This window comes from Achromobacter sp. ACM01 (assembly GCF_014851745.1).
Lineage (GTDB): Bacteria > Pseudomonadota > Gammaproteobacteria > Burkholderiales > Burkholderiaceae_B > Achromobacter > Achromobacter aegrifaciens.
The window spans coordinates 208,787-226,186 of the sequence record NZ_JACVAF010000007.1 but is presented as its reverse complement, the minus strand read 5'-3'; the positions used below and the strand labels follow the sequence as shown (position 1 = coordinate 226,186).

Sequence of the window (17,400 nt, the reverse complement as noted above, 5' to 3'; positions counted from 1 at the left end):
CCAGCGGCGCGGGCCACGACGCGGTCTACATGGCGCCCACCGGCCCCATCGGCATGATCTTCATCCCCTGCCTGAACGGCCGCAGCCACTGTCCGGAAGAGTGGATCGAACCCGCGCAGCTGCTGGACGGCACCCGCGTGCTGTACCAATCCGTGCTGGAACTGGACCGCAAGCTGCGCGCCGCCTGAGGCCGGGACGGCCCTGCCAGGCCCGCGGGTATCTCCCGCCCGCGGGCGGGGCGCTGCCATAATGGGCGCCTCGCGCCGCGACCGGCGCCCTCTCCCGCCTTGCCCGCCCCATGGAACAGATAGAACTCAACGACAGCACCGCCGACCGCTACCTGCTGGACGCGCCCGGGCTGTCCCTGCTGGTCTTCCACAGCCGCACCTGTGGCACCTGCCGCGTCGCCCGTGAACAACTGCCGCAGCTGGAGCTGCCCGTGGAACGCGTGTGCTGGGTCGACGCCGGCGACAACCGCGGCCTGGTCGAGCGCTACGAAGTCTTCCACCTGCCCGCCATGTTCGTGACGCGCGACGGCGCCTTCTTCGGCCCGGTGCAATCGACGCTGGCGGAATGGGATCTGCGCCAGCAGATCGGCCTGGCCCTGGACAGCTACCCCGCCGAACTGCCGTGAGCGCCGCCAAGCCCTTGCGCCAGCCGCTGGACGGGCTGGCGACCGGCGCCATGCTGCTCTTATGCGTCTGCTGGGGCTTCCAGCAGATCGCCATCAAGCTGGTGGCCGCGGATGTTTCGCCCATCATGCAGATCGGACTGCGCTCGGCGTTCGCGGCGCTGGTGCTGGCCGTGGCCGTGTGGCGGCGCGAAGGCCTGCGTGCCGTCATGGACGGCACGGCGCTGCCCGGTCTCATCGTGGGCCTGCTGTTCGCCGGGGAATTTCTGTTCGTGGCGCAGGGTCTGGTCTACACCACGGCCTCGCACATGTCGGTGTTCCTGTACACCGCGCCCATCTTCACCGCGCTGGGACTGCACTGGCTGCTGCCCGAAGAACGCCTGAAGCCGCTGCAGTGGGTGGGCGTGGCCGTGGCGTTCTGCGGCATCGCCGTGGCCTTCCTCGGCAAGGGCCAGCCGGCGGGATCGGCCGGCGCGCCCAACATGCTGCTGGGCGATGCGATGGGCCTCCTGGCCGGCCTGTTCTGGGGCGCCACCACCGTGGCGATCCGCAAGACCTCGCTGTCCGAAGCCGCGCCTGCCAAGACGCTGTTCTATCAGATGGCGGTCGCGGCCATTACCCTGCTGGCCTACGCCGCGGCCACCGGCAACGCCGGCTTTCGCTATACGCAGGCGGCAGTGCTCAGCGTCGCCTTCCAGTCCGTGGTGGTGGCCCTGTCCAGCTATCTGGCCTGGTTCTGGCTGCTGCGCCGCTACCTGGCTTCGCGCTTGTCCGTCCTGTCGTTCATGACGCCGCTGTTCGGCGTGAGCTTCGGCGTGCTCATCCTGGACGAACCGCTGGACGCCGGTTTCGTGCTGGGCGCGCTGCTGGTGCTGACCGGCATCACCCTGGTGAGCGGCGCCGAACTGCTGCGCGAGAAGCTGCGGCGCGCGCGCTGATCCACCCGCGCCTATGGCCTGGATCGCGGCGCGGGCGCCGCGCCCAGGTTCAGCACGATCAGCGCGGCGCCTCCCAGCACCAGGGCGAATCCCCACCAGTCCAAGGCGGCGGGCCGGTCGCCCACCAGCGCCATCGCGCCCAGCACTCCCACCACCGGCACCATCAATGTGGTCAGCGCGGCCACCGTGGCGCTGACGCGCTCGCTCAGCACGAACCAGAGCCAGTACGCGACGGCGGTGCCCAGGATGATGTGGAACGACAGCGCCGCCACCACACGGCCGTTCCAGCCCTGCGTGGGGAACGATTCGCCCGCGATCAGCATGCCGCCCAAGGCGCAAGCCGCGCCCACCGCCAACTGCCAGGCCGTGACGACGATGCGATCGCCGGCCACCGGCCAGCCCTTCAGGTAGACCGTGCCGGCGGCCCAGCCGAAAGCCGCCACCAGCGGAAACACCAGACCCTTGGCCGCGGCCGCGTCGTGTTCGCCGAAGACTGCGCGCAGCACCGGCCAGGCCAGGATGGAAACCCCGGCCGCGCCCAGCAGCAGCGCCAGCGCCCGGCGCCGGTCCAGGCGTTCGCCCAGCACCGCCCAGGCCAGCACGGCCGACATCATGGGCATGGTGAAGGTCAGCACCGCCGCGCGCGAGGTGCTGGTGCTGAGCTGCGCCCAGGCCACCAGCAGGTTGAAGGCCGCGACGGCAAGCAGGCCGCCCACGATGATGCCGCGCCACGACTCGCGCGGCGGCAGCAGGGGCACCCGCTTGGCTCGCGCCAGCAGCAACAGCAGCACCGCGCCGCTGCCCAGGCCGAGCAGGCGCAGCGTGAACGGCGGGAAAATCGACAGGATGATCTTCACCGCCGGCCAGTTCAGGCCCCAGAACAGGGCCAGCGCAACCGGGATCAGGCGCACGCGGCGCGCGCCTGTGCCGTCAGTTCGGACAGGCCCTGCCGCTGCTTGCCCTGGGCATCGAAATTGTCGGGGCTCAGCCAGCGCTCATAGGCGGCACGCAGCGCGGGCCAGTCGCCGTCGACCATGGCGAACCAGGCCGTGTCGCGGCTGCGGCCCTTGTACACCGTGGCCTGGCGGAAGATGCCCTCGAACTGGAAACCCAGCCGCAGAGCCGCCGCGCGCGACGGCGCGTTCAGGCTATCGCACTTCCATTCATAGCGGCGGTAGCCCAGTTCGTCGAAGGCGCGGCTCATCAGCAGGAACTGGGCCTCGGTGGCGATGCGCGTGCGCTTGAGCTGGCGCGAGAACGACACGAAGCCGACCTCGATCGCGCCGTTGGCCGGGTCGATGCGCATCAGCGCCAGCGTGCCGATGGCGCGCCCCGTTTCCAGGTCGATGATGGCGTGATGCAAGGGGTCATTGCCGGCCTGCGCCTTCTCGGCGAACTGGCGGTAGGCCGCCAGGTCCGCGAAGGGTCCCACCGACATGTAGGTCCAGTCGCTGTCGTCCGGCGCCTCGCTGAACGCGTGGAACAGATCCTCGGCGTGACGCTCGGCCGACAGCGGCTCCAGCCGGCAATAGCGGCCGACGATGGGTGTCAGGGGCGGACGCGGACGCGTGGTCCAGCCCGTCATGTCCGGGCCGATGGGTTGCTGGTAGGCGTTGACGCGGGGTTGCATGCTACGGAGCCTCTTCAGGTTGGCGCACCGCCCGAAGGGACGGGCGCAGTACGCATGCCCTCACGATATCGGAATCGTGGCATCATAAAAAGCACCACGATCCAGAATTTTAATAGGGCCAAGATGAATACCCCCGCCCTGCTTTCCAGCCCGCTCACGCGCGGCCCCGGCGCCCTGCCGCGCCAGCGCCAACTGATCCAGCGCCTCAAGCAAGCCATCCTGGCCGGACAGCTGCCCGCGGGCGGCAAGCTGCCCTCGTCGCGCGCCCTGTCAGAAGAACTGGCCATCTCGCGCAACACGGTGCTGATCGCCTACGAGCAGCTCACGGCCGAAGGCTACGTGATCGCCGACCGCCAGGGCACGCGGGTCGCTCCCCTGTCGGCCGCCGCGGCCATCGCCGCCAAGCGCGCGACGCCGCCCACGGACCAGCCCTCGCTCACCGCCAAGCGGCTGACGCGCATCGTCTCCACGCGCTACGCCCACGACGGTTCGCTGCCCATGACGCCCGGCACGCCTGCGCTGACGCAGTTTCCCATCAATGCATGGCGCCGCGCGCAGGACCGCGCGCTGCAAGCCGCCCCGGCCACGGCCCTGGGCTACGGCCATCCCGTGGGCGAGCCGGCGCTACGCGAAGCCATCGCCCAATACCTGCGCGTGTCGCGCGGCGTGCGCTGCGACGCCTCGCGCATCGTCATCACCGAAGGCGCCCAGGGCGCGCTGGCGCTCTGCGTGCAACTGTTGACCAACCCTGGCGACACCGCCTGGCTGGAAGACCCCGGCTACCGCGGCGCCAAGTCCGCCTTCCATGGCGGCGACCTGGACGTGGTTGCCATGCGCGTGGACGCGGACGGCATCGTGATTCCCGAAAGCGCCTGGCAGGAACGCCCGCCCCGCCTCATCCAGACAACGCCGTCGCACCAGTACCCGACCGGCGCGGTGCTGTCCCTGCCGCGCCGCCTGGGCTTGATCGAACGCGCCCGCCAGGCCGGCGCCTGGATCATCGAGGACGACTACGACAGCGAATTCCGCCACCAGGGCGAACCCATCGCCGCGATGCAGGGCCTGGTCGAGGACGCGCCGGTGCTCTACGTGGGCACCTTCAGCAAGACCATGTTCCCGGCGCTGCGCCTGGGTTTCGTGGTGCTGCCCGAAGCCATCGCCGCGCAGGCGATGCCATCCATTATCGAGATGCTGCGCGGCGGCCACCGGCTGGAACAGCTGACCATGGCGGCCTTCATGGAAAACGGCCAGTTCTCGCGCCACCTGGGCCGCATGCGGCGCCTGTACCGAGAACGCCAGGGAGCATTGCGCGAGGCGCTGGCGGCGCATCTGGGGATCGAACACGAAGTCCTGGGCGGACATTCCGGGCTGCATCTGACGGTGCGGCTGCCTGCTGCATATCCCGACCGGGAGATCGTGGAACAGGCGCGCAAGATCGGGATGAATCCGGGCGCGTTGTCCTCGTTCGCGGTGGCGCCGCGGGCGGAGGACAATGGCCTGGTGATCGGATATGGCAATACCGGAGCCGAGCGGTTCGCGGGCCTGGTGCGCAGGCTCCGCGACGTGACGTTAGGACTCACGGGCTCCCGTACCGCACCATGATCAGCCAGTCGGCATGCACCGACGGCCTGAGCGTCCCCTCCGCCTGGATCGCGACCTTCCAGGCGCAGCGGGCCATGCCCGTGCCGGTCTCCACGACCTCGGCCAAGGAAAAGCTGGCGGCCACGCGCGTGCCGGAAACCACGGGCGCGGTGAAGCGGACCCTGTCGAATCCGTAATTCAGCAACATCGCTGCGCCCGGAAAGGCGATGCAGCTGTTCTGCCAGTGCGTCAGCAGCGACAGCGCCAGAAAGCCATGCGCGATGGTGTCGCCATAGGGGGATTCCGCTTGCGCGCGCAGCCGGTCCACATGGATCCACTGCGTATCGAGCGTGACCTGCGCGAACCGGTCGATCATGTCCTGATCGATCAGCAGCGCGTCGGAAACAATGGGAGGTTGCCCCACGGCGTTCAGCAAGGACTGGATCGAGTCGAACGGCAGAGGAGATGCAACAGGATTGCGTGTCATGGCGGCTTCAGATGCGTTCAAAGATTGCGGCGATGCCCTGCCCGCCGCCTATGCACATGGTGACCAGCGCGTACCGTCCGCCGATGCGCTCGAGTTCGTGCAAGGCCTTGACAGCGATGATCGCGCCCGTGGCTCCCACCGGATGCCCCAGCGCAATGCCCGAACCATTGGGATTGACCTTGGCCGGATCCAGATCCAGTTCGCTCGCCACCGCGCAGGCCTGCGCCGCAAAGGCCTCGTTGGACTCGATCACATCCATATCGGCGGCGGACAGGCCTGCCTTGGCCAGGGCGGCGCGCACGGCGGGAACCGGGCCCATGCCCATGTAGCGCGGGTCCACGCCGGCATGGGCGTAAGCAAGCAGGCGGGCCATGGGGCGCGCGCCCAGGGCCAGCGCCTCGGCACGCTCCATCAGTACCAGCGCGGCCGCACCGTCATTGATGCCGGAGGAGTTGCCCGCCGTGACCGTGCCATCGTCGGAAGAAAATACGGGCCTCAGGGCGGCCAGGTCCGACGGCGCGATGTCGGCGCGGACGTGCTCGTCCTGCGCGAACACAATGGGCTTGCGGCCGGGCGTCGTGATGGCCACGAGCTGCGCGTCGAAGCGGCCTTCGGCCACGGCGCGCGCGGCGCGGCGGTGGCTCTCCAGCGCCAGCGCATCCTGCGCGTCCCGCGTAATGCCGTAGCGCCTGGCGACGTTTTCCGCCGTGACGCCCATGTGGATGCGGTGGAACGGATCATGCAAGACGCCCAGCAGCATATCGGTCATCGGCGCATCGCCCATGCGCGCGCCGAAGCGCAGCGCCGATGTGGCGTACGGCGCGCGCGACATGCTCTCGGCGCCGCCCGCCACCGCGACCTTGCAGTCGCCCAGCAGGATGGACTGCGCCGCCGAAACGACCGCCTGCAATCCCGAGCCGCACAAGCGGTTGACGTTGAATGCCGGCGTGCCGTCGGCGCAACCGGCCTCGATCGCCGCCACCCGCGACAAGTACAGGTCACGCGCTTCGGTCGTGATGACCTGGCCGAAGCAGACGTGCTCGATCTGCGCAGGCGCCAGGCCCGCGCGCGCCACGGCGGCTTTCAACACCTCGGCGGCCAGCGCCGTGGGCGGGACGTCCTTCAGGCTCTTGCCGAAACTGCCGATGGGCGTGCGCACGCCAGACAGGACTACAACTTCTCGGTTTCGCATGCCAGGGCCTTGGCGATCTCGTGGCGCAACTGGTCGAAACCGGTGGCGGGAACCGTTTCCTGCGCGCGGTCGGACACTTCGTCCAGGCGGCCGATCAGGGCCTGCGCGGACAACTCCTCTCCACTCAGATGGATACCGCGGGTCATGGTGATATTGGCCTGCTCGAAACTGCCCGCGCCCGCCATCAGAATGGTCCGGGTGGGCGCGTTTTCGGCCACCAGGGCAACCAGGGCGGGACTGACCGAGTCCGGCGTCAACAAGGCCAGCGCCTGCTCATCGAGCAGGCCTTCGGTCATGGCCGTGGCGGCCGTCGGCGCCAGGCAATTCACGCGCACGCCGTAGCGCTCGCCTTCGAGGGCAAGGGTCTGCATCAGGCCGACCAGCGCCATCTTCGCCGCGCCGTAATTGGCCTGGCCGAAGTTGCCATAGAGTCCCGAGGACGAGGTGGTCATGACGATGCGGCCATAGTTCTGTTCGCGCATGGCGTTCCACACCGCCTGGGTGCAATGCACCGCGCCCATCAGATGGACCTCGATCACGAGGCGGAAGTCCTCCAGGCCCATCTTGGCGAAGGTCTTGTCGCGCAGGATGCCCGCGTTGTTGACCAGGATGTCGACGCGCCCCCAATTTGCGATGGCCGCCTGCACCATCGCCTCGGCCTGCTGCGGCTGGGTCACGTCGGCGCCATGCGCCATGGCGTCCCCGCCAGCCGCGCGGATCGCGTCCACCACGGCCTGGGCCGGCGAGTCCGGCCGGTCGGCGCCCAGGTCGTTCACCAGCACCTTGGCGCCGTGCTGCGCAAGCTCCAGCGCATGCGAGCGGCCCAATCCACGCCCGGCTCCGGTCACGATGGCGACGCGGCCTTGCAAAAGTTGAGTCATAGAGTCTCCGGATGAATGGTTGTTCAGGGGATCAGGGGAAGCGCGGTGTCGGCCTGGGTCCGCAGGACGCCGGCGCGCTCGAGCTCGGCTATCGCGGCGTCGTCCAGGCCCACGCGCCTGAGCACCTCGCGCGTGCCCTCGCCCAGCGCGGGAGCGCCTGCCTGAGTCGGGCCGCCGTCCTGCTCGAAGGCAAAGCCTAGCCCATGCGTGCGCAGCTCGCGTCCACCCTGGTGAAAACGATGATCAGGCAGGCTCACGCAACCGGTGGCGTCCGCCTCGTCGAGGAACTCCTCGAGCTTTCTCACTTTGGCCGCGGGCACGCCGGCCTGGCTGAGCAGGTCCTCGAGCTGCGCGGCGCTGCGGGTCGAAAACGCGGCTCTCAGCCGTTGCACCACGTACTCGCGGTCGTTCGGCACCACGAATCCGTTAGGCAGGTTGAAGGCATCCAGATCCAGCGCCCTGGCGTCGCTGCACAGCGCCTCCACTCCGATGGCGGCGGTCAACTTGCGGAATTGTTCCGGCGTGTTCGCGGCCACCGCCAGCCAGCCGTCCGCACAGCGGTAGGTATCGGCCGCGGGACTGCCGGTGTAGCCCCGGTTGCCGACCCGGCGCGTCGGCGTGCCGTCGCTCAGGTAGGCGCAGGTGTTGGTGTACATCAGCGCCAGCGAGGCCTGGACCATGGACGCGTCGATGTATTGCCCGGCGCCTTCGCGCAGTCTGCGATGCAGCGCCGACACGATGGACAGCGCGCCCAGCATGCCCACGGCCACGTCGATCACCGGAAAGCCCACTTTCAGCGGCGGCGCGTCGTCGCCCTCGCCCGACATCATCATCATGCCGGTCATCGCCTGGACCACATGGTCGTAGGCGCCGCGCTGCGACCAGGCCCCTTGCTGGCCAAAGCCCGAGATGGAGCAATACACGATGTCGGGCTTGACCGCCTTGATCGAGGCGTAGTCCAGCCCGTAGCGCGCCACCACGCCCGGCCTGAAGTTTTCGATGAACACATCGGCCGAGGCGGCCAGCGAGCGCAGCAGGTCCGCGCCCTGGCGGGTCCGGATGTCCAGCGCCAGCGATTGCTTGCCGGCGTTGATGGCCGCGAATCCGGTGGGCGTGTCGGTGTCGACGCCGTTCTTCATCGAGCGCAGGACTTCGCCCGCCAGGGGCGGTTCGACCTTGATGACTTCAGCGCCCAGTTGCGCCAGATAAAACGAAGCGAGAGGACCGGCGATCACGTGCGACAAGTCGAGCACGCGTACGCCTTCAAGAGGCTTGGCCATGGATTTCCTGCGGGTCAGCCGGCGGTGATGCCGGTCAGTTTGATGATTTCAGCCCATTTGCGGGCCTCGCTGCGCACGAACGACGCGGCGGCTTCCGGGCTGTCGCTTTGGATCACGCTGACGCCTGCCGCCTCGAAGTTGCTCTTGACGCCCGGGTTCTTGAGCGACGCCGTGGTTGCGCCATAGAGCTTGTCGGCCACCTCGGCGCTCGATTTGCGCGGCAGCCAGAAGGCGAACCAGAATTCCTGGACCGCCAGATCGCTGCCCAGGATCTCCCGCAGCGTGGGCACGCCGGCAAGCTCTGCCATGGGTTCGCGGCTGGTCACGGCCAGCGCGCGCAGCCGGCCGCCCTGCACCTGCGGCACGGCGGTCCCGGCAATGGCGAAGGCGAAATCCGTGTCCCCGCGCAGCAGCGAGGTCGGGATCTCCACCGACCCCTTGAACGGAACGTGCGTGGCTTCGGCCCCCAGCAGCGTGACGAAGGTCGCGCCGCCCAGATGCGCGGCCGATCCGATGCCGCCCGAGGCGTAGTTCATCTTGCCCGGTTGCGCCTTCAGGGCGGCGATCAGGTCTTGCGCCGTGCGGTAGGGTGACTTGGCGGACACGACCAGGACGCTGGGCGAGGCGCCGATCACCGTAACCGGCAGAAAGTCCTGCTCGGGATCGAACATCAGGCTCGGCTGCAGGGCTTTCTGGATCAGGTGCGAGTTGGAACCCAGCAGCACGGTATAGCCGTCGGGCGCAGCCTGGGCCACGTATTGGGCGGCCAGCACGCCGCCCGCGCCCACCTTGTTTTCCACCACGATGGTCTGACCCATCCTGGCGCCGAGCACCGGGCCGAATTGCCGCACCATGATGTCGGGTCCCCCGCCAGCGGCATAGGGCACGACGACGCGCACGGCCCGCGACGGATAGCTCTCTGCGGCGTTCGCCATGGAACGGAACATCATGCCCGCGCCAAGGGCGCCCAGGCAAAAAGTACGACGTTGCATGTTGTCTCCTTGTTATGCGGGCAGGATAGGCGATCGCAGCTAATCAAAAAATTGATATATTTTGATATAGCGATAACTTTCAGTTCTATCTCAACCCATGACCGGCGCCATCGAACCCGACCATCTGGTAGCCAAGCTGCGCTTTCGCCATCTGCGCATGCTGCAAGTGGTGCAGAGCACGGGCAGCCTGCGCGCCGCGAGCCAGGCGCTCAACTTGACGCAACCCGCGCTGAGCAAGGCGCTGACGGAAGTCGAAAGCGCGTTTGGCTTTGCCTTGTTCCTGCGCACCGCGCGCGGCCTGAAACCGACACCGCAAGGAGAGGTGGTGCTGCGCGGCGCCGCGCTGTTGCTTGAAGAGCTTGGACATCTGCGCGCCGACGCCCAGACCGCCGATCGCTACGCGGCGAAGATCCGCATCGGCGCGCCGCCCTTCCTGGCGCAGACCTACTTGCGCGGCGTGGTCGAGAAACTGGTGAACCATGCCAGGCCGATGCGCGTGCAATTGCTCGAAGAACGCGTGCCCGCCCTGCTCCACGCGCTGGAGCTGGGCGAAATCGACGCGCTGATTTCCACTTTCCCGCTGCAGATGCTGGGATCCGGGGCGGCCGCGTTTCAGTACGTCAAATTGTTTGAAGTGCAGTTCGCGGTGATTGCGGCCGCCAGCCATCCGCTGGTCCGCGCGCGGCGCGTGGACTGGGCCAGCCTGGCACGGGAACGTTGGGTAATGCCGGCCGAAGGATCCATGGGCCGCAAGCTGATTGAAGACTGCTTCACCCATGCCGGCCTGCCCGCGCCCCTGCCCGTGGTGGAATCCACCAGCCCCACCACCGGCGTGCAGTTCGTCGCCAGCGGCCTGGGCATCGGCATCGTGCCGGACATGGCCCTCATCCGCGACACTGTGGCCCCCGCGGGCGCGGTCAAGCAGATACGCGCGCACCCGGAACCGCCTTCCAGCGTGGTGGCCTTGATAACCCGGAAGGGACCATCCAATCCCCGCGTCGACCTCTTGCGGGAAGCGCTTGGAGAAGCGCTAGGCGCCCAGTCCGCCCAGCAGCAGTAGCGCGACGATCACCCAGAACAGGAATCCGATGATCGAACGGCGCAGCAGCGCCTTGACCGCGGCCCACAGGCACATCAGCCCCAGCACCAGCAGGATGAAATTGAAGATCGACGGGCTCATGCCCATTGCGCCGGCCAGCCCCGAGTAGAAATCGCCGAAGGCATGGCCCAGGCCGCCCAGCAGCCACTTCAAGCCCGCGACGACCCCGCGCAGCGCCTCGCCCAGCATGCCGCCCAAGGAAGCAAAGAAACCGTCTTCGGCCTGCATCAGCGGCGGTTATCCATCAGCATGCGTACCGCCAGCCCGGCCAGCACCGTACCCATCAACCAGCGCTGCACCACCATCCACAAGGGGCGGCCCGCCAGGAACCCGGCGATGGAACCGGCCATGATGGCGATCAGCGCATTGACCGTCAGGCTGATCGCGACCTGCGTCATGCCCAGCGCCAGCGACTGCGTGAACACGCTGCCGCGCTCGGGCTGGATGAACTGCGGCAGCAGCGACACGTACATGATCGCGATCTTGGGATTGAGCAGATTGGTCACCAGCCCCATCGTGAACAGCGTGCGCGGGCTGCTCTTGGGCAGTTCGCGCACCTGGAACGGCGAACGCCCGCCCGGACGCAGCGCCTGCCAGGCCATGTACAGCAGGTACAGCGCGCCGCCGATGCGCAGCGCGTCGTAGGCGTAGGGCACCGCCATCAGCAGCGCCGTGATGCCGAACGCCGCGCAGAGCACGTAGAAGACGAAGCCGACCGCCACGCCCCCCAGCGAAATCAGGCCCGCCTGCGCGCCCTGCGAGATGGAACGGGATACCAGGTAGATCATGTTGGGCCCGGGTGTGAGCACCATGCCCAGGGCAACCAGGGCGAACGTCATCAGATGGGTAAGGTCGGGCATGATGGGCCGGCGCGGGGCCGCGCGGAAAGTGGAAACGTGAATCCACACCTTAGCGCAAAACTGTATCGGAACAGCGAACTTCCGGCGGGGGTTTGCGGACCAGTGGCGCCGGCGATACAGTTGTCCGGTTCCCACGCCTGGAGGGCCGGCCATGCCGCAAGCGCATTCTCATCCGAAAGACGGCGCCATCCGCATCGGTATCGGCGGCTGGACCTACGCCCCCTGGCGCGGCGTCTTCTACCCCGAAAACCTGCCGCATGCGCGCGAACTGGAATACGCCAGCAGCCAGCTCACCGCCATCGAGATCAACGGCACCTACTACAGTACCCAGAAGCCGGCCACCTTCGCCAAATGGCGCGATGAGACGCCCGCAGGCTTCGTGTTTTCGCTGAAGGCCTCGCGCTACGCGACCAACCGCCGCGAACTGGCGGGCGCCAAGGATTCGATCCACCGCTTCGTGCACAGCGGCATCGCCGAACTGGGCCCCAAGCTGGGGCCCATCGTCTGGCAGTTCGCGCCGACCAAGGTATTCGATGCGGACGATTTCGGCGCCTTCCTCGCGCTGCTGCCGGACAAGGTGGACGGCTTGCCGCTGCGCCACGTACTGGACGTGCGCCATGACAGCTTCGCCTGCGAGGAATACCTGGAGCTGGCGCGGCGCCACGGCGCGGCCACCGTCTACACGGACAGCGAGGACTACCCGTCCATCGCCGACCGTACCGCCGCTTTCGTCTATGCGCGGCTGATGCGCGCCAGCACGGCCTACAAGGCGGGCTACCCGCCCAAGGCGCTGGACGCCTGGGCGGACCGCCTGCGCAGCTGGGCCCGCGGCGGCCACCCGGCCGACCTGCCGCTCACCGGCGCCCCGGAAGAAAAGGCGCGGCCGGGAGACGTCTTTGCGTTCTTCATCAATGGCGCGAAGGAACGCGCGCCGATGGCGGCGCGCGCCATGATCGAACGGCTGTAGCGCCTTATTGGGCGACCGGCGTGCGCAGGGTCACGAACTCTTCGGCAGCCGTGGGATGGATGCCGATGGTCTCGTCGAACACCTGCTTGGTCGCGCCGGCCTTCAGCGCGATCGCGATGCCCTGCACGATCTCGCCCGCGTCCGGGCCGACCATGTGCACGCCCAGCACGCGGTCGGTCTTGGCGTCCACGATCAGCTTCATCAGCGTCTTTTCCTGCGACTCGGTCAGCGTCAGCTTCATGGGCCGGAAGCGGCTTTCGAACAGCTTGACCTCGTGGCCGGCGGCGCGCGCCTCTTCCGTCGTCATGCCCACCGTGCCGATGTTCGGCAGGCTGAACACGGCGGTCGGAATCAGCTGGTAGTCGACCTTGCGGTATTCCTCGGGACGGAACAGGCGCCGCGCCACCGCCATGCCTTCGGCCAGCGCCACGGGCGTCAGCGGCACCCGGCCGATCACGTCGCCGATGGCCAGGATGGAAGGCTCGGCCGTGCGGTATTCGTCGTCCACCTCGATGAAACCGCCCTTGCCCAGCTTGACCGCCGTGTTCTCCAGGCCCAGGTTGTCCAGCATGGGCCGGCGGCCAGTGGCGTAGAACACGCAATCGGCCTCGACCACGGAGCCGTCCTTCAGCGTGGCGGCCAGCGTGCCGTCGGCCTGCTTGTCGATGCGCGTCACTTCCGAATTGAAGCGCAGGTCGATGCCCTTTTTCACCAGTTCGTCGCGCAGATGCTCGCGCACGCCCTGGTCAAAGCCGCGCAGGAACAACGGACCACGGTAGACCTGCGTGGTCTGCGCGCCCATGCCGTTGAAAATGGAGGCGAATTCCACGGCGATATAGCCGCCGCCCACCACCAGCACGCGGCGCGGCAGTTCCTTCAGGAAGAAGGCTTCGTTCGACGTGGTGGCGTGTTCCTTGCCCGGAATGTCCGGCACCTGGGGCCAGCCGCCGGTCGCCACCAGGATATTGGCGGCGCGGTAGGATTTGCCGTTGATTTCGACCGTGTGCGGATCGAGGATGCGGGCGTGGCCTTCCAGCAGGGTCACGCCGCTATTGACCAGCAAATTGCGATAAATGCCGTTAAGACGTTCGATTTCCCGGTTCTTGTTCGCGATCAGCGTGGGCCAGTCGAAGCTGGGCTCGCCGGCGTTCCAGCCGAAGCCGCGGGCCTGCTCGAAGTCCTCGCTGTAGTGCGCGCCATAGACCAGCAGCTTCTTGGGCACGCAGCCCACGTTCACGCAGGTGCCGCCCAGGTAGCGGCTTTCCGCCACCGCCACGCGCGCGCCGAAGCCCGCCGCGAAACGCGCCGCGCGCACGCCGCCGGAGCCCGCGCCGATCACAAACAGATCAAAATCGAATGCCATGATGTTTCCTTCGCGCGCCCTTGCAGGCCCGCGCTCACTGTCCGGGGAAAACCGTATTTAACACCACCCGGCGCGCGCGCCCGGCCACGTCCGGTTTGCAGGCGGCCGCGATTGCTATACAGTGGCCCGCAGGCTGGCCGCCGCGCGCAGCCCCACCCCTGGAGCAGATCCCATGTCGCTTGAAACCTGGCTGGCCTTCCTGGGCGCGTCCGCCCTCCTCGTGATGCTGCCCGGCCCCACGATACTCACCGTCATCAGCTACTCCATTGCGCAAGGCCGGCGCGCACGCCTGCCGCTGGTGCTGGCGGTGGCGCTGGGCGACTCCACCGCCCTGCTGCTGTCGCTGCTGGGCCTGGGCGCCCTGCTGGCGGCGTCGGCGTTCTGGTTCACGGTGGTCAAGATCGTGGGCGGCCTGTACCTGCTGTACCTGGGCTTCAGGCTGCTGCGCGCCGGCGTGTCGCCGGCGACCCTGCCCGCCGCCGGCGCGTCCGGTTCGCGCTGGAAGCTGTTCGCCAACACCTATCTGGTGACGGCGCTGAACCCCAAGGGCATCATCTTCTTCGTGGCTTTCCTGCCGCAGTTCATCGATCCGGCGGGCGACGTGACGCGCCAGCTCTGGATCCTGTCGGCCACCTTCGTTGCCTGCGCCGGCATCAACGCCACGGCCTATGCCATCTTTGCCGGGTCCGCCCGGCGCCTGTTGGCCTCGCCCCGCGCCCAGCGCGGCTTCAACCTGGGCGGCGGCGCCCTGCTGTCCGCCGCCGGGATCTGGGCCTTGCTGGCGCGGCGCGTCTAGCCTGCCCCTAGGGCCGCGCCGCGGACACGGCCTCCGGGTCGATGCCGTAGCGGGCGATGGCGTCGGCCGCGCGCTCGTGCGGCATCAGTCCGTCGTCCGCCAGCGCCTTCAGGGCCGCCAGCGCGATGTGATGCCGGTCCACCTCGAAGTAGGCCCGCAGGGCTGCCCGCGTGTCTGACCGGCCAAAGCCGTCGGTCCCCAGCGTGACATAGCGGCGGTCCTGCATGAACGGACGTATCTGTTCGGCCACCGTCTTCATGTAGTCGGTGGCGGCCACCACCGGCCCCTCGCTGTCCGCCAGGACCGTCTCCGCGTAGCCGGCGCGCCTGTTCTCCAGCGGATGCAGGCGGCTCCAGCGTTCGGCTTCCTGGCCGTCGCGGCCCAGTTCCGAATAGCTGGTCACGCTCCAGACGTCGGCCGCCACGCCGAAGTCCTGCCGCAGCAGCTCTGCCGCCGCCAGCGTTTCGCCCAGGATCGCGCCGCTGCCCAGCAACTGCACCCGCAGCGCGCCGTCGCCGCCTTCGCGCAGGCGGTACATGCCGCGCAGGATGCCCTCCTCGGCGCCCTGCGGCATGGGCGGATGCGCGGTCTTCTCGTTGATCAGCGTCAGGTAATAGAAGACGTCTTCCTCCTCCTGGTACATGCGCCGCATGCCGTCCTGCACGATCACCGCGATTTCATAGGCATAGGCCGGGTCGTAGGCCACGCATGAAGGGATGACCGAGGCCAGCACGTGGCTGTGGCCGTCGTCGTGCTGCAGTCCTTCGCCTTCCAGCGTGGTGCGTCCGGAGGTCGCGCCCAGCAGGAAGCCGCGCGCGCGGATGTCGCCCGCCGCCCAGGCCAGGTCGCCCACGCGCTGGAAGCCGAACATGGAGTAGAAGATGTAGAACGGAATCGTGGCCACGCCGTGCGTGCTGTGCGCGGTGGCGGCCGCGATCCACGAGGCCATCGCGCCCGACTCGTTGATGCCTTCCTGCAGGATCTGGCCGCGCCGGTCTTCGCGGTAGACGCTCAACTGGTCTGCGTCCTGCGGCGTGTACAACTGCCCCACGTGCGAATAAATGCCCACCTGCCGGAACATGCCGTCCATGCCGAAGGTGCGCGACTCGTCGGGCACGATGGGCACCACGCGCTGGCCGATGGCGGGGTCCTTGAGCAATTGCGCCAGCACCCGCACAAAGGCCATCGTGGTCGAGAACTCGCGGCCGTCGCTGCCCTTCAGGTGCGCGGAGAACGCCTCCAGCGGCGGCGTGGCCAGCGGCCCGGGTCCGGCCTGCCGCCGCGGCAGATGGCCGCCCGCGCGCGCGATCGCGGCGTCGAAATAGGTCCGCTCGGCGCTGCCGGGCGCGGGCTTGATGTAGGGGATCTGTTCCAGCAGATCGTCGGGCACCGGGATGGAGAAGCGGTCGCGGAAGGCGCGCACGGCCGGATCCGCCATCTTCTTCTGCTGGTGATTGGTGTTGGCCGCCTCGCCCGCCGCGCCCATGCCATAGCCCTTGACGGTCTTGGCCAGGATGACGGTGGGCTGGCCACGATAGGCCAGCGCCGAGGCGTAGGCGGCATAGATCTTGGCAGGATCATGGCCGCCGCGGTTGAGCGCGCCGATTTCCTCATCGCTCAGGTGCGCCACGCGCTCCAGCAGCACCGGGTCGGCGCCGAAGAAATGTTCGCGCACGTATGCGCCGCCGCGCGCCTTGAACACCTGGTACTCGCCGTCCACGCACTGCATCATTCGCCGGCGCAGGCGGCCGTCATGGTCTTGCGCCAGCAGCGCGTCCCAGCCGGCTCCCCAGATCACCTTGATGACGTTCCAACCGGCGCCGCGGTACACGCTTTCCAGTTCCTGGATGATCTTGGCGTTGCCGCGCACCGGGCCGTCCAGGCGCTGCAGATTGCAGTTCACCACGAAGATCAGGTTGTCCAGTTTTTCGCGCCCGGCCATCGCCACCGCCGCCAGCGTCTCGGGCTGGTCCTGTTCGCCGTCGCCCAGAAAGCCCCAGACCTTGCGGCCTTGCGCGGGGATCAGCTCGCGGTCTTCCAGGTAGCGCATGTAGCGCGCCTGATAGGCGGCCATCAGCGGTCCCAGTCCCATCGACACGGTCGGAAACTGCCAGAACCCGGGCATGGTGCGCGGATGCGGATAGGACGCCAGCCCGCCGCCGGCCGTCTCGCGCCGGAAGCGGTCGAGTTCTTCCTCGGAAATGCGGCCCTCCAGATAGGCGCGCGCATAGATGCCGGGCGCGGAATGGCCCTGGATGTACAGCATGTCACCCAGGAAGTCCGGCGTGGCCGCACGGAAGAAGTGGCGAAAGCCGGTTTCGTACAGCGTCGTGGCCGAGGCGTAGGTCGCGATGTGTCCGCCCACGCCCGAGGTCTTGCCCGCGCGCAGCACCATGGCCATGGCGTTCCAGCGCAGATAGGCGTCCAGCCGCAGCTCGATGCCCATGTCGCCCGGAAACGAACCCTGCTCCGCCGGCCGGATCGTGTTGACGTAGGGCGTGGCGTTCGGCGCGGCATAGCCGCCGTGGCCGGCGCGGTCCTGGCCGATCAGTTGGTCCAGCAGATAGTGGGTGCGCGGCCGGCCCTCGTGGGCCAGCACGGCCTGCATGGCCTCCAGCCATTCCTGGGTTTCCTGCGGGTCGGCGTCGGTCGGTTCTATCGGGGTGTCCATGGCGTCCTCCTGGTGGGCGCGAAGGCGGCATC

General features: G+C 68.3%; 18 protein-coding genes. 7 read left to right on the top strand and 11 right to left on the bottom strand.

All coding sequences use genetic code 11. The features are described 5' to 3' along the window. The 3 genes from IB268_RS27450 to IB268_RS27440 all read left to right on the top strand — a co-directional run. Window positions 1-188, top strand: a 188-nt coding sequence (locus IB268_RS27450) for a M20/M25/M40 family metallo-hydrolase (protein ID WP_192355119.1), incomplete at its 5' end; no start/stop codon positions are given. 110 nt (window positions 189-298) lie between these two features. Beyond that, window positions 299-634 carry a co-chaperone YbbN gene (locus IB268_RS27445; RefSeq protein ID WP_119452051.1) on the top strand — a complete coding sequence of 112 codons (336 nt, stop codon included), beginning with the start codon at window positions 299-301 and terminating at the stop codon, window positions 632-634. Further along, the gene (locus IB268_RS27440; protein ID WP_119452052.1) at window positions 631-1,569 is read left to right on the top strand and encodes a DMT family transporter; all 939 of its coding nucleotides are present in this window, start codon (window positions 631-633) and stop codon (window positions 1,567-1,569) included. The genes IB268_RS27445 and IB268_RS27440 overlap by 4 nt, the downstream gene beginning before the upstream one ends. Window positions 1,570-1,580: 11 nt before the next feature. On the opposite strand, the gene IB268_RS27435 is transcribed toward IB268_RS27440, so the two are convergent. After that, window positions 1,581-2,480 carry a DMT family transporter gene (locus IB268_RS27435; protein WP_054458147.1) on the bottom strand — a complete coding sequence of 300 codons (900 nt, stop codon included), beginning with the start codon at window positions 2,478-2,480 and terminating at the stop codon, window positions 1,581-1,583. After that, window positions 2,471-3,199, bottom strand: a complete 729-nt coding sequence (locus IB268_RS27430) for a GNAT family N-acetyltransferase (RefSeq protein WP_192355118.1) — start codon at window positions 3,197-3,199, stop codon at window positions 2,471-2,473. The genes IB268_RS27435 and IB268_RS27430 overlap by 10 nt, the downstream gene beginning before the upstream one ends. A gap of 123 nt (window positions 3,200-3,322) precedes the next feature. Between IB268_RS27430 and IB268_RS27425 the strand changes: the two genes are divergently transcribed. Next, window positions 3,323-4,801 carry a PLP-dependent aminotransferase family protein gene (locus tag IB268_RS27425; RefSeq protein WP_192355117.1) on the top strand — a complete coding sequence of 493 codons (1,479 nt, stop codon included), beginning with the start codon at window positions 3,323-3,325 and terminating at the stop codon, window positions 4,799-4,801. On the opposite strand, the gene IB268_RS27420 is transcribed toward IB268_RS27425, so the two are convergent. From IB268_RS27420 to IB268_RS27400, 5 genes are read right to left on the bottom strand one after another with little or no spacing between them, the layout of a single operon-like run. Further along, a complete protein-coding gene (locus IB268_RS27420; protein WP_125473090.1) occupies window positions 4,776-5,267 on the bottom strand; it encodes a MaoC family dehydratase in 492 nt (163 codons plus the stop codon). The two genes, IB268_RS27425 and IB268_RS27420, sit on opposite strands and share 26 nt — an antisense overlap. Window positions 5,268-5,274: 7 nt before the next feature. Next, the gene (gene bktB, locus IB268_RS27415; protein ID WP_192355116.1) at window positions 5,275-6,459 is read right to left on the bottom strand and encodes a beta-ketothiolase BktB; all 1,185 of its coding nucleotides are present in this window, start codon (window positions 6,457-6,459) and stop codon (window positions 5,275-5,277) included. Beyond that, complete coding sequence (locus IB268_RS27410) at window positions 6,438-7,340, bottom strand: SDR family NAD(P)-dependent oxidoreductase (RefSeq protein WP_192355115.1); 903 nt, start codon at window positions 7,338-7,340, stop codon at window positions 6,438-6,440. The genes bktB and IB268_RS27410 overlap by 22 nt, the downstream gene beginning before the upstream one ends. Window positions 7,341-7,363: 23 nt before the next feature. After that, window positions 7,364-8,620: a CaiB/BaiF CoA-transferase family protein gene (locus tag IB268_RS27405; protein ID WP_175162692.1), complete on the bottom strand. Its 1,257-nt coding sequence runs from the start codon at window positions 8,618-8,620 to the stop codon at window positions 7,364-7,366. A 14-nt stretch (window positions 8,621-8,634) separates the two neighbouring features. After that, on the bottom strand, window positions 8,635-9,612 hold the full coding sequence (locus IB268_RS27400) for a tripartite tricarboxylate transporter substrate binding protein (protein ID WP_192355114.1): 978 nt from the start codon (window positions 9,610-9,612) through the stop codon (window positions 8,635-8,637). A 97-nt stretch (window positions 9,613-9,709) separates the two neighbouring features. On the opposite strand from IB268_RS27400, the gene IB268_RS27395 reads away from it, so the two are divergent. Further along, on the top strand, window positions 9,710-10,672 hold the full coding sequence (locus IB268_RS27395) for a LysR family transcriptional regulator (RefSeq protein ID WP_225591508.1): 963 nt from the start codon (window positions 9,710-9,712) through the stop codon (window positions 10,670-10,672). Here IB268_RS27395 and IB268_RS27390 read toward each other — a convergent pair. After that, a complete protein-coding gene (locus tag IB268_RS27390) occupies window positions 10,643-10,939 on the bottom strand; it encodes a hypothetical protein (RefSeq protein WP_192355113.1) in 297 nt (98 codons plus the stop codon). The genes IB268_RS27395 and IB268_RS27390 overlap by 30 nt on opposite strands. Further along, window positions 10,939-11,571, bottom strand: coding sequence for a LysE family translocator (locus IB268_RS27385; RefSeq protein ID WP_059380273.1), 633 nt, complete (start codon window positions 11,569-11,571; stop codon window positions 10,939-10,941). Before IB268_RS27385 ends, IB268_RS27390 begins: the two co-directional genes overlap by 1 nt. Before the next feature lie 151 nt (window positions 11,572-11,722). Between IB268_RS27385 and IB268_RS27380 the strand changes: the two genes are divergently transcribed. Then, window positions 11,723-12,538, top strand: coding sequence for a DUF72 domain-containing protein (locus tag IB268_RS27380; protein ID WP_192355112.1), 816 nt, complete (start codon window positions 11,723-11,725; stop codon window positions 12,536-12,538). 4 nt (window positions 12,539-12,542) lie between these two features. On the opposite strand, the gene gorA is transcribed toward IB268_RS27380, so the two are convergent. Continuing rightward, window positions 12,543-13,901: a glutathione-disulfide reductase gene (gene gorA, locus IB268_RS27375; RefSeq protein WP_054458152.1), complete on the bottom strand. Its 1,359-nt coding sequence runs from the start codon at window positions 13,899-13,901 to the stop codon at window positions 12,543-12,545. Window positions 13,902-14,073: 172 nt separating this feature from the next. On the opposite strand from gorA, the gene IB268_RS27370 reads away from it, so the two are divergent. Then, window positions 14,074-14,697 carry a LysE family translocator gene (locus IB268_RS27370; RefSeq protein ID WP_192355111.1) on the top strand — a complete coding sequence of 208 codons (624 nt, stop codon included), beginning with the start codon at window positions 14,074-14,076 and terminating at the stop codon, window positions 14,695-14,697. A gap of 7 nt (window positions 14,698-14,704) precedes the next feature. On the opposite strand, the gene aceE is transcribed toward IB268_RS27370, so the two are convergent. Further along, entirely contained in the window at window positions 14,705-17,368 is a 2,664-nt protein-coding gene (gene aceE / locus IB268_RS27365; RefSeq protein ID WP_192355110.1) for a pyruvate dehydrogenase (acetyl-transferring), homodimeric type, read from the bottom strand. Window positions 17,369-17,400 lie beyond the last annotated feature (32 nt).